The organism is Cryobacterium sp. TMT2-10, assembly GCF_004403075.1.
GTDB lineage: Bacteria > Actinomycetota > Actinomycetes > Actinomycetales > Microbacteriaceae > Cryobacterium > Cryobacterium shii.
In genome coordinates, this window is sequence record NZ_SOGW01000025.1 from 1 (window position 1) to 11,009 (window position 11,009).

Here is an 11,009-nt window from a genome sequence, read left to right on the forward strand (position 1 = left end):
CACGACGACCGCCACAGCAACGCCCCGCCCGCTGCGGCCAAATCGGCCCGGATCTCGTCGCATCAACTTCGAATAGGCGTTACTGACACACGCTCCTAGCGGTCGTCTTTTGTGTGCGGCCTTCTGGCAATGACTTCATCGATCACGCGGTGCGAGGGCAGAATAGTGTTCCGTTCAGTCGCGGCGTCCGCTTCCCCGTCAACGAGCTGGAGAAAATATTCAAATTGTGCGGTGAGCGGTTCCTTGCTCGTCGCCAGTTCGGGAATCTCGATCACTGTCTGCTGTTTGTATCCCCGGCCTTCACCGTCAGCGGAGTTCTCGGAGACGTGGTGGTAGACAGTGATATCGCGGCGGAGCAAGTCAAGTTCAATCAACCTGTCGTTCTCATAGATCGAGAGCTGCCGGATCTTGCGTTGACCGAGGCGACTCGCGGAGATTTGCGCGATCCCACCTTCTGCGAATTCCAGAAGTGTCTCCGCGACGTCCTCAGCGGCAGGAGCCGAACTCGCGTGGAAGAAGCCCAGACGTGCGTCGACATGAACCGGTTCCGAGTCCATAAGGAGAATTGCCAGGTCGACATCGTGAACGAGAAGGTCCCAAGCGACGCCGGTCTGTATTCTGGCTGCGTACGGGGAATGCCGCGTGGAAGTGATGTGGATCGGGGCGCCGATCAGAGTGCGAGCCGTGACAACGGCTGGGTTGAACCGCTCCAGTAGTCCGCACATGAACGGGAGGTCGCGCAGGCTGGCCTCATCCAGGATCTCTCGGGTCCTCAGCAGGCTGTCGGCAACGGGCTTTTCAACGAGAAGCGGAACATTCTCAGCCAGTACCTGCATCGCAAGGGGGTAGTGCGCCTCGGTGGCGGCCGCAATGACCACGGCTTGAACGTCAGTGAGGTCAGGTAACTCAGGAAGCCAGACCGCGCCGTAGCGCGCCGCCAAGGCGGCGCCCACAGCTTCGTTTGGATCCACCAAGTAGGCGAGCTCCGCGCGCTCAGATTGCGCGATGACTCGAGCGTGGTTGCTGCCCATGCTGCCGGCGCCGACGAGGGCGACCCTGGTGCGAGGAACCATTAGGCACCCGCAACGGTGCGAACAGCGGCGATGATCTCACTCAGGTCGGTATCGGTCAATGACGTGTTGACCGGGAGCGAGACGACTTCCGTGACGATTTGTTCCGCGACGGGCACGTCCGAAATGACCACACGCGGGTGGTTGCGATAAGCATCGTAGTCAAAAACGAGTTTTGGATAGTACACGCCGCTCCCAATGCCGAGTTCGGCCAGCCTCGCAACGAACTCGTCCCGGCTCACCCGTGCCTCCGGCGTCACTCGGATCGTGAACTGGTGCCAGACGTGCCCTCGGCCTTCCAACTGTCGGGGCACAACAACGCCGGGCACATCGGCCAGGCCTTCGATCAGCCTGTCCGCGTTGCGCCGTCGCGTGCTCACAGTATCCTCGTAGCGCTCGAGTTGCGGGATGCCCAATGCGGCCTGAAGATCCGTGAGGCGGTAGTTGTGCCCTGCCATCTCATAGACGTACCGCGACCGCATCCCTTGGTTGCGAAGCACCCTCAGCTTGTCCGCGAGAACATCATCGTTGGTGGTTATCAGGCCACCTTCGCCGGTCGTGATGTTCTTTGTGGCGTATAGCGAGAATGTTCCGAGGCCGTAGCTTCCCGCGTATCTGCCGTTGTAGCTTGCTCCGTGCGATTGGGCCGCATCCTCGAGGATGCGCAGTCCCTTTTCTGAGGCGAGTGTCTGGATCGGGTCCATGTCCGCCATTTGGCCGTAAAGATGTACGGGTAGAAGCACCTTGGTCTTGCTTGTCACGCGTTCGGCAAGTGACGCGGGGTCAATATTGAAGTCGTCCGCTCGAATATCGGCGAAGGTCGCCGTTGCGCCGGCTTCGAGGATGGCGTTAAGGGTTGCCGCAAACGTGAAGGGAGTCGTAATGACTTCGTCGCCGGGCTTGAGATCGAGTACCTGGAGAGCTGCCACTAGAGCGGTCGTGCCATTATTAACCGCAACAGCGTGAGGGATCCCGAACAATTCAGCAAAACGGCTTTCGAGTTGCGCAACCTTGGGGCCTTGAGCAACGGCACCGGAGCGCAGGACCTCGAGAACCAGCTCTTCTTCTTCTGGGCCGAACTGGACAGTGGTAATCGGAATCATGATGCCTCGTAAGTTAGATTTTGATAATCGACCTTGACGTCGCGTTCTTTCCACAGTACCGGACCGTCTAACTGCGCCTCAAAAGTGCACGCCCAGCGAGTAAAGGGAAACATGAACTCCATACATTCTTCCGCGCAGCTGATCGGGGAGGTTTCCCTCGGTGAGGGCAATATGATCGGGCCGCTCGTGGTGATCATTGGGCCGGTGACCATCGGCGACGGCAACTGGATCGGGACAGGAACGGTCATTGGCGCGCCGCCCGAGGTCGGGAGCTGGGAACATCCCATGGATGCGGCGCGACTGGACACGGGTAACGGGATCCTGATCGGGAATGGAAACGTCATTCGCGAGTACGTGCAAATCCATCAGGGCTGGCGTGAAACAACTCGGGTCGGCAACAACGTTTTCGTGATGAATCAAAGCTATATCGCTCATGACTGCGTGATCGAGGACGGCGTTACGCTGGCATCGAGTGTGCTTCTTGCCGGCCATGTGCGCATTGGCGCAGGCGCGAACCTTGGACTCGGATCCAGTGTGCACCAGCGCTGCTACGTCGGCGAGAGAACAATGGTTGGCATGGGGTCCGTGGTCACGCGCAGCCTGCCGCCTTTCTCAAAAGCGTACGGAAACCCTGCCCGAGTGCACGGCGCCAATGCTGTCGGAATGGAACGTGCCGGTATTCCCGAGGGCACGATCGCTGTCGCCGTCGCGATGTATGACCGACCGTACGAAAAGAGCCTGCAATCCCTGGCCGGACTACCGGGCGTCGGAGCTGCCGTGGAGTCGTGGCGGCAGAGGAGCGCCACGGGTGCTTAGGCGCTTCGGGCTCGCGACCATCTGGGTGGCCCGCGCGAGTAGTCAGGCTCCTGAGCAGTGGTGGATGTCGGGAGAATAGAGCACTTGTCGAAAGCATTGACGTTCATGGTCCCCACTGTTCCTTCCCGAGGGAGTCCCCGATCCACCTTCTGGATCGCTTTCGTCCTGATTGCGATGCTCGCCACCCTGTGGTCCCTTGCGAGCCCGATTTTCTCCGTCCCCGACGAGAACGCCCATGCGGCAAAGGCCATCGCGCAGGTGCGGGGCGACCTGACCGGTCACGCCGTGGCAGGTGTCAAGCATTCCGTCGTCAACCTGCCGGCGGATTACTCCTACAGTCAACGGATCGTCTGTTACCTGTCCCATACCGAGGTGACCGCTGATTGCGGATTCGAACTGGGCGACAAGGGCGGCAACGCCTGGTTCAACACCTGGGTGAGCGCGTACAACCCGATCTACTACTACCTCGTCGGCTGGCCGAGCCTTCTGCTCGACGGTTCCGCCGGGATCTACGCCATGCGCATCGTCAGCGGCCTTTTGTGCTCGGTGTTTGTGGCCTGGGCCTTCCAGACCGCGATGTCCGTCCGGCGTTCCCGGTGGATGCCGTTCGGACTGGCGTTCCTCGCAGCGCCCATGGTCGTTTATCTCTTCGGCTCCGTGAACCCCAACGGTATCGAGGTCGCGGCGGCCGGGGCACTCTGGATCTCCCTGCTGCGGCTGCTTCAGCACTTCGACGGGCGGGATGCTGGAGTGGTCTCGTGTTTGCCCCGCCGCTACCTCTGGCTGATCGTCACGGTGGCCTCGATCGTCCTCGCCACGGCCCGGGCAACGGGTCCGCTCTGGCTGGTCGTCGTGGTGGGCCTGTGCTTCGCAGCGGCGGGCTGGCGGTCGGTGAAAACGCTCTTCACCGCGGGCTCCTCGTATGTCGGGCTGGTGTTGGTGGCGGCCGGTGGGCTCTTCTCGATTCTCTGGACCCTCGGTGGCGGCAGCCTGTCCGGCCAGGCGGAGGCCGCGGATGCGCCCCAGGTCGGAGCGTCCTTCGTGCAGGGCTTCGCCTATGTGATCCGTATGACGCCGGACTATTTCCAGCAGGCCATCGGGTACTTCAGCTGGCTTGACACGCCTATCTCTGTTTCCGCCTACTGGCCGTTCGTGGCGTCCCTGGTCATCCTGGTGGCGCTGGCCTTCGCGGGACTGGACCGGCGCAGCGTCGTGACCATGGGAGTCGTTACGGGTGCCGCGCTGCTGGTCCCCGCTCTGGTGCAGGGCTACAGCGCGCACCAGACCGGCATCATCTGGCAAGGCCGCTACGGCCTGTTCCTCTACGTGGGCGTAACGCTCGTGGCCGCGTGGCTCCTGTCCGGACGCTCGGGGCTGCGTCTCGCGTTCCTGTCCACACGCCTGACGTGGATCGGGCTCACGCTCATGGCCTGCTACGGCCTGGCGGCATTCTTCCTGGTGCTGCGGCGCTACGTCGTCGGCACGGACGAGTCCGTCAGTACGATGTGGGAAAATCCGGCCTGGGAACCCCCGCTGGGCGCGATGACTCTGGTGGCCCTCTACGGCCTCGTCTCCATCGTCTTCATGCTCTGGTCGGGTCGGCTTGCCCTTCGGTCCGCCCGGGATGAGGACGAAGCTGAGGCTTCAGCCGAAGTGTCCCCGGTTCCCGCGGCCGATTCCATCCGTGCCTGAGCCGCGGGTCGCGGTCGCCTTCGACTGTCTGTTCCCTGTCAACACCGGCGGCGGCGAACGCGTGTACCGTCGCCTGGCGGAGCTCTTCGTCGAACGCGGATGCTCGGTCGACTACGTGACCCGCCGGCAGTGGAGCGCGGCAGCGCCGCCGGCAGCGCCCTTCTCCGTCGTCCCGGTGTGGCAGGGCGACATCTACGACGCTGGCGGCACCCGCACCTCCAGGAGCGCCATCGCCTTCGCCTGGGCGCTGTTCCGCCACTTCCTCCGCCGGCGCGGATGCCACGACGTCGTCGTCGTGAGCACGCTGCCGGTGCTGAACCTGTTCGCGGTGCGGCTGGCCCTCCTCGGCACGCACGCGTTCGTGGTCGCCGACTGGCTCGAGGTCTGGCCGTGGCCCAAATGGCGGCAGTACGCCGGCGCGATGTCCGGAGCGATCGCCTTCCTGCTGCAGTCGGTGGGCATCCGTCTCGGTGACCTGCACACCGTCAACAGCGAGTTCACCGGAGCCCGCCTGCGCCGCTACCGGCGGCGCGCGCAGCCGGTCACTCTGGGCCTGGTCGATCTCGTCGGCGACGAGCCCGGGGCCACGACCGAACGACCGGCCGACCCGTACCTGCTCTTCGTGGGCCGCCACATCGCCGACAAACGTCTGATCGACCTGGTGCCGGCCCTGCGGGAGGCTCGCAGCCGGATTCCGGCCCTGCGCGCGGTCATCGTGGGCACGGGACCCGAAACGTCCCGGGTGGTCGCGCGGGTCGGCGCACTCGGCCTCGACTCCGCGGTCGACGTGCGAGGCCGGGTCAGCGACGAAGACCTCAGAAGCCTCGTGCAGGGTGCCCGGGTGCTGGTCAACCCATCCCGACGCGAAGGCTTCGGCCTGGTCGTGGTGGAGGCGGCCACGTTCGGCACGCCCAGCGTGGTGGTGGCCGGCCCCGACAACGCGGCCGCCGAACTGGTCGTCGACGGCGTGAACGGATACGTCGCCGCATCCGTGGCCCCCGTCGAACTCGGCGCGGCCATCGTGCGGGCGGTCGAGGCCGGAGAGCCGCTGCGCCGCTCCACCCTCGACTGGTTCCAGCGCGAGCGGGTCAGCCACGGTCTGGGCGCCTCGGTCGACGAAATCCTGGCGCGCTACCGCTCGGCGAGAACCCGCTGAAGCGACGCCACGGTGTCCCGGGCGGTCCGGCCCCACGAAAAGGTGCGGGCCCGGTCCCGGCCTCGTTCTGACATGCGGGCCAGCTCGGCCGGGTCGTCGAGCAGGCCGGACAGCGTCGCGGCGAGGGCCGGGGCGTCCTGTGGCGCCACGTAGACGGCCGCGTCGCCGGCGACTTCGTGCAGCACCGGGATGTCGGAGCAGACCACCGGACAGCCCCGGGACATGGCCTCCAGCACCGGCAGGCCGAAGCCCTCGAACAGGGTCGGGAACACGATCAGGCTCGACTCGGCGTAGAGCCGGTCGAGTTCCTCCGCGCTCAGCCAGCCCCGCAGTGTCACCCAGGGGGCCAGGCCGAGCCGGGCCACGACGGGGGCCAGGGGGTCGTCGCCGTGGCTGCCGGTGACGACGAGGTGCGGCCGCGATTCGGCGGGCACCAGGGCGAGGGCCTCCAGCAGCAGGGGGAAGTTTTTGTGCGGCATGCGGTTGCCCACGGCCAGCAACCGGCGCGGCAGCCGGGGGAGTGGCGCCGCTGCCGTGCCGGAATCCGCGTCCGCGTCCTGGCCCGCGAGCGGCACCACGTCGATGCGGGCGGGCGGCACCCGGAGGTAGCGGACGATGTCATCCGCCGAGGCGACGCTGACGGTGAGAACGCGGCGTGCGCCGTGCGCCGCCACCCGGATCATGGTGCGGAGAATGCGCGAGTACGCGCCGGGCACGTATTCCGGATGCCGGAACGGCAGCAGGTCGTGCACGGTCAGCACCACGGGCACCCGCGACCAGGCCGGACCGAGGTTGGCCGGACAGTGCACCAGATCGGCGCGCTGCCGCCGGGCCGCGCGGCCGACGGAGAAGAGCTCGCCGCGGGCCCAGGCGATCCGGTTCTCGCCGCTGATGCCCGAGTCGACGATCTCGCCCGGAAACCAGGGGGCACCCGCGACCGCCAACTCGCTCGACGCGAGGCCGACGAATTCGATCCCGTCGGCACCGGGCTCGATCCGGCTGTACACCTCCCGCACGTACGACTCCATGCCGCCCTTGCGGCCGGTGAAGAAGAGCAGGTCAACGAGGACGCGGCTCATACTGCGGCCGCCACGACCAGTGCGGCGGCGCGCACCCGTCGGCGCCGTGCGAGCTCGTAGAGCACGGCCGACGCCAGCTCGGCGATGAGGAGACCCAGGAACACGGCGGACAGGCTGTGCAGCGCCAGGCCGATCCCGGCGAGGGCGAACGCCATCACGGAGACGGCTGCGCGCAGCCCGGTGAGTAGTCGCACCTCGCCCATCCGGCGCAGCGCGGCGAACGGAATGGTCGTGGCGAGTGACGCGGCCCGCCAACCGCACGCGAGCACGAGCGACAGGATGGCGGCAGAGCTGGTCCAGACGCCGCCGAAGATAAAGCCGAGCACCCCGGTGCGCTCCAGCGCCACCAGCACCACGACCGCTGCGAGCACCGCGCCGGCGGACACGACGATGTCGAGGCGGGAGTGCTCCTTGAGCAGGCGCAGCCGCATGAAGTTCAGGGGGATCGCGAGCAGGCCGGACACCGTCGCGATCGCGGTGAACAGCACCGCGTCGCCGGGCCCGATCAGCGTCAGGATCATGGCGTTCAGGAGCGGGTAGATCACGCCGGTGATCGCCGTGTCGGCCACCACCCAGCCCATCACGTCCGGCTCCGGACGGCTGGCCCGATGGGTCACCGGCAGGCAGCGCACCAGCGTCGCCAGCGCGATGCCGGCCACCAGGGGGATCAGCGCCCAGTCCTGGCCGGTGAACGCGGCTGCCACGCCGCCGAGGGCGCCGAGCCCCACCGCGACGGATGCCCAGATCTCCCGCAGGTCCAGACGCTCGGCGACCGAGACGCCCCGCCCGACTTCCAGGGCGGCGATCAGCAGCGGCAGGCCGAGGCAGAGCACGACCGGGTTCGTCGCGTTAAGCGCGATCACCGAGGCGGCGACCAATGCCAGACCGGCCAACCAGAGCGGGAACACCACCCGGCGTTCGGTGGCCGCCGAACTGAGCCGGGACTCGAGCACGACCGCGAAGGTCAGCTGGCCGGCGAAGGTGGCCACCATTACCGCCACGGCAATCACGCCCTGCTCCGGCCGGCTGAACAGCCGGGACGAGATCGCGACCGTCGCCGCGGGGATGACGGCCAGGGATACGCCGCCGAGCAGGGTGATCAGGCTCAGGGTGGCCCGCCGCAGTCGGAGCGGCGAGGGCAGGTCGGCCGTCACCGGGTCACCGCGGTGAGCGTGCCGGCGGCGCCGAGGGTGTGACCGAGCATTCCCTCGAGCCGGCCGAGGAACACCCACCAGCCGTCGATGAGGGCGTTCGTCCCGCGATTGCGCAGTCCGAAGAACAGGCCGCCGCCGAGGAACGCGAACCGCCACCAGAGCGGATACCGCCAGCGGGTGACGAGGCGACCCAGCCCCCGGCCGTAGCCGCGCAGCTTGTGCCGTCGTTCCGCGCTGCTGAGCCCGCTCGGGTCGCTGACCCCGCCCACGGTGAGCGCGGCCGGCTGCCACGCGAACCCGGAGTGCTGCCCGGTGCGGATCAGCTTCAGGAGCAGGTCCGTGGCCTCCCCGGCCTGCCAGGGTGTCGGGGCTCCTGTGCCGATCTCCGGGTCGAAGCCGCCGAGCCGGTCGAACACGGTGCGCCGGATCAGGATGCCCATCTCGATCACGCTCCACACCGTCCACCGGGTCAGGGTCGCACCGGGCTCGGGCAGCACGAACTTGGGCCCGTTCTCGTCGACCACGGTGAGGGCGCCCGCTCGGAAGTCCTCGGGGAGGAGCCGCATCCGTTGCAGCGTGCCGGGTGGGTACCAGGTGGTGTCATTGGGAAAATTGAGCAGCAGGTCGCGGCCCGCCGGCAGAGCGGCGACGCCCGCGTTCCGGCCGCGGGCCGCCCCGGGCGGCGACGTCGTGACGGTGATCCGCATGCTGTCCGAGCGGTAGGCGGATGCGAGTGCCTCCACCGCGGGCAGGTTGCGCTGGGCGACCACGACGAGGGCGTCACCCGCTGAAAGCTGCCCGGACAGGGAATCAAAGAGTCGCTTCAGGCTCTCGACACGGCCGAGCGTCGACACCACCAGTCCTAAGTCCACACAGCACATTCTGTACGATGAGGGGGCCAGACCAACAATGACAGGACTCGCACCGAGCATGACAATCACCGAAACAATTGAACTCTCGATCCTGATGCCGTGCCTCAACGAGGCAGAAACGCTCGCGGTCTGCATTGACAAGGCCCAGGGGTACCTGCGGCGGAGCGGCATCGCCGGCGAGGTCCTGATCGCCGACAACGGCAGCACCGACGGGTCGCAGCAGATTTCCGAGGCCCACGGGGCCCGGGTCGTGGACGTCGCGGAGAAGGGCTACGGCAGCGCCCTGATCGGCGGAATCGAGGCCGCCCGTGGCACGTACGTGATCATGGGCGACGCCGACGACAGCTACGACTTCAGCGAGCTCGACGGCTTCGTCGAGCGGCTCCGCGCGGGCGACGAACTGGTCATGGGCAACCGCTTCCGCGGGGGCATCGCAGCCGGTGCCATGCCGCCGCTGCACAAGTACCTCGGCAACCCGGTGCTGTCCTGGATCGGGCGCTCCCTGTTCCGCTCGCCGATCAAGGACTTCCACTGCGGGCTGCGCGGCTTCAACCGCCAGTCCATGCTCGCCCTGAAATTGCAGACGTCGGGGATGGAGTTCGCCAGCGAGATGGTCGTCAAATCCACCCTGGGCGGGTCCCGGGTGAGCGAAGTGCCCACCACCCTCAAGAAAGACGGCCGCAGCCGGCCGCCCCACCTGCGCAGCTGGCGTGACGGCTGGCGCCACCTGCGCTTCCTGCTCATCTTCAGCCCGCGCTGGCTGTTCCTGATCCCCGGCAGCGTCGCGTTCCTGATCGGCTTCCTCGGCACCATCCTGCTCGGCTTCGGACCCGTCGTGGTGGGGGAGGTGGGCTTCACCTATGCCAGCCAGATCTACCTGGCCGCGCTGGCGGTGGTCGGCTACCAGGCCTTCCTGTTCGCCCTGCTGACCAAGATCTACGCCCAGCACGAGGGGTTTCGTATCCCGCGCAGCCGCAACTTCGAGCGACTCGAGAAACGCATCAGCCTCGAGAGCGGCGCCATCCTCGGCGTCGTGCTCTTCCTGATCGGCCTGGGCATCGCCCTGACCCAGCTGGTCAGCTGGGCGGCCGGCGGTTACGGCGCGCTGGAGACCGGCGCCACCGTGCGGGTGGCCATCCCCTCGGCCCTGCTGATGATGCTGGGCTCGCAGACGGTGATGGCCGGCCTGTTCCTCGGGGTGCTCTCGGTCGGTCTGAAGCGACGCTGATGGCCCGCCCGACCGGTTCCGCCTCGCGTGCGCCCGCGGCATCCGTGCCCCGCGTGTCAGTGGCGCTCTGCACCTACAACGGCTCCGAATTCATCGAGGAACAGCTGCGCAGCATCCTGGACCAGAGCGCGCCCGCCGATGAGATCGTCGTGTCCGACGACGGCTCCACCGACGACACCCCGGCCGAGGTGGAGCGCGTCTTCGCCGCCTGGCAGGGCGAGCATCCGGGGCAGGCCGTGACGCTGCGCATGATCCGCAACCCGGCGCCGCTCGGCGTCACCTGGAACTTCGAGCAGGCGCTCGCCGCGTGCACGGGCGAGTTGATCGCCCTCAGCGACCAGGACGACGTGTGGCCCCCGGAACGGCTGGCCCTGCTGGCCGCCGAGTTCGCGTCCCGGCCGCCGCTGCAGCTGCTGCACACGGATGCCCGCCTCGTCGACGAGGCCGGCCGGCCGACGGGCCGCACCCTGCTCGCCACCCTGGGGGTGTCCGCCGCCGACCAGGCCGCAGAACATCGGGGGCACGCCCTCGACCTGCTGCTGTGCCGCAACATCGTCACCGGCGCCACGGCGATGCTGCGCCGCGGCCTCGTGCAGCAGGCGCGCCCGTTCCCGGCCGCCTGGGTGCACGACGAGTGGCTCGCGATCGTGGCCGCCGCGACCGGGGAGGTCGACCTGCTCGAAATCCCTTTGCTGGACTACCGTCAGCACGCGGACAACCAGATCGGCGCCTCCAGCCTCGACGCCGCCGGCAAGCTGGGCCGGCTGCGGGCGCCGCGCACGGCCCGCAACGCCCGCCTGCTGGCCCGCGCCCAGGCCCTGCAGGAGCGGGCCGCGCTG

9 protein-coding genes and 1 pseudogene are annotated in these 11,009 nt (G+C 67.5%); 5 read left to right on the forward strand and 5 right to left on the reverse strand.

The window, feature by feature from the left end; all coding sequences use genetic code 11:
* Positions 1 to 743: 743 nt before the first annotated feature.
* Positions 744 to 1,073, reverse strand: a pseudogene (locus tag E3T37_RS17775) (Gfo/Idh/MocA family protein); the annotation flags it as partial.
* Positions 1,073 to 2,173: a DegT/DnrJ/EryC1/StrS aminotransferase family protein gene (locus E3T37_RS02300; protein WP_134365237.1), complete on the reverse strand. Its 1,101-nt coding sequence runs from the start codon at positions 2,171 to 2,173 to the stop codon at positions 1,073 to 1,075. The gene E3T37_RS02300 and the pseudogene E3T37_RS17775, both read right to left, overlap by 1 nt.
* 111 nt (positions 2,174 to 2,284) lie before the next feature.
* Between E3T37_RS02300 and E3T37_RS02305 the strand changes: the two genes are divergently transcribed.
* The 3 genes from E3T37_RS02305 to E3T37_RS02315 all read left to right on the forward strand — a co-directional run bounded on the left by E3T37_RS02305 (position 2,285) and on the right by E3T37_RS02315 (position 5,837).
* The gene (locus E3T37_RS02305; protein ID WP_134365238.1) at positions 2,285 to 2,989 is read left to right on the forward strand and encodes a UDP-N-acetylglucosamine acyltransferase; all 705 of its coding nucleotides are present in this window, start codon (positions 2,285 to 2,287) and stop codon (positions 2,987 to 2,989) included.
* An 84-nt stretch (positions 2,990 to 3,073) separates the two neighbouring features.
* Positions 3,074 to 4,681, forward strand: coding sequence for a DUF2142 domain-containing protein (locus E3T37_RS02310; protein WP_134365239.1), 1,608 nt, complete (start codon positions 3,074 to 3,076; stop codon positions 4,679 to 4,681).
* Complete coding sequence (locus tag E3T37_RS02315; protein ID WP_166806062.1) at positions 4,674 to 5,837, forward strand: glycosyltransferase family 4 protein; 1,164 nt, start codon at positions 4,674 to 4,676, stop codon at positions 5,835 to 5,837. The genes E3T37_RS02310 and E3T37_RS02315 overlap by 8 nt, the downstream gene beginning before the upstream one ends.
* Here the strand turns inward: E3T37_RS02315 and E3T37_RS02320 are convergent.
* Genes E3T37_RS02320 through E3T37_RS02330 form a run of 3 tightly spaced genes read right to left on the reverse strand, consistent with a single transcriptional unit; the run spans position 5,813 to position 8,942 of the window.
* The gene (locus tag E3T37_RS02320; RefSeq protein ID WP_134365241.1) at positions 5,813 to 6,916 is read right to left on the reverse strand and encodes a glycosyltransferase family 1 protein; all 1,104 of its coding nucleotides are present in this window, start codon (positions 6,914 to 6,916) and stop codon (positions 5,813 to 5,815) included. The two genes, E3T37_RS02315 and E3T37_RS02320, sit on opposite strands and share 25 nt — an antisense overlap.
* The gene (locus tag E3T37_RS02325; protein WP_134365242.1) at positions 6,913 to 8,070 is read right to left on the reverse strand and encodes a hypothetical protein; all 1,158 of its coding nucleotides are present in this window, start codon (positions 8,068 to 8,070) and stop codon (positions 6,913 to 6,915) included. Before E3T37_RS02325 ends, E3T37_RS02320 begins: the two co-directional genes overlap by 4 nt.
* The gene (locus tag E3T37_RS02330) at positions 8,067 to 8,942 is read right to left on the reverse strand and encodes a glycosyltransferase family 2 protein (RefSeq protein ID WP_134365243.1); all 876 of its coding nucleotides are present in this window, start codon (positions 8,940 to 8,942) and stop codon (positions 8,067 to 8,069) included. The genes E3T37_RS02325 and E3T37_RS02330 overlap by 4 nt, the downstream gene beginning before the upstream one ends.
* 58 nt (positions 8,943 to 9,000) lie before the next feature.
* On the opposite strand from E3T37_RS02330, the gene E3T37_RS02335 reads away from it, so the two are divergent.
* Both E3T37_RS02335 and E3T37_RS02340 read left to right on the forward strand, forming a co-directional pair.
* On the forward strand, positions 9,001 to 10,170 hold the full coding sequence (locus E3T37_RS02335) for a glycosyltransferase family 2 protein (RefSeq protein WP_241994529.1): 1,170 nt from the start codon (positions 9,001 to 9,003) through the stop codon (positions 10,168 to 10,170).
* Positions 10,170 to 11,009, forward strand: an 840-nt coding sequence (locus E3T37_RS02340) for a glycosyltransferase family 2 protein (RefSeq protein ID WP_134365245.1), incomplete at its 3' end; no start/stop codon positions are given. The genes E3T37_RS02335 and E3T37_RS02340, both read left to right, overlap by 1 nt.

What these genes read in the sequence shown, in the direction of transcription:
- E3T37_RS02300 (WP_134365237.1), bottom strand. Translation starts at nt 2,173, where the DNA reads ATGATTCCGATTACCACTGTCCAGTTCGGCCCAGAAGAAGAAGAGCTG.
- E3T37_RS02305 (WP_134365238.1), top strand. Translation starts at nt 2,285, where the DNA reads ATGAACTCCATACATTCTTCCGCGCAGCTGATCGGGGAGGTTTCCCTC.
- E3T37_RS02320 (WP_134365241.1), bottom strand. Translation starts at nt 6,916, where the DNA reads ATGAGCCGCGTCCTCGTTGACCTGCTCTTCTTCACCGGCCGCAAGGGC.
- E3T37_RS02335 (WP_241994529.1), top strand. Translation starts at nt 9,001, where the DNA reads ATGACAATCACCGAAACAATTGAACTCTCGATCCTGATGCCGTGCCTC.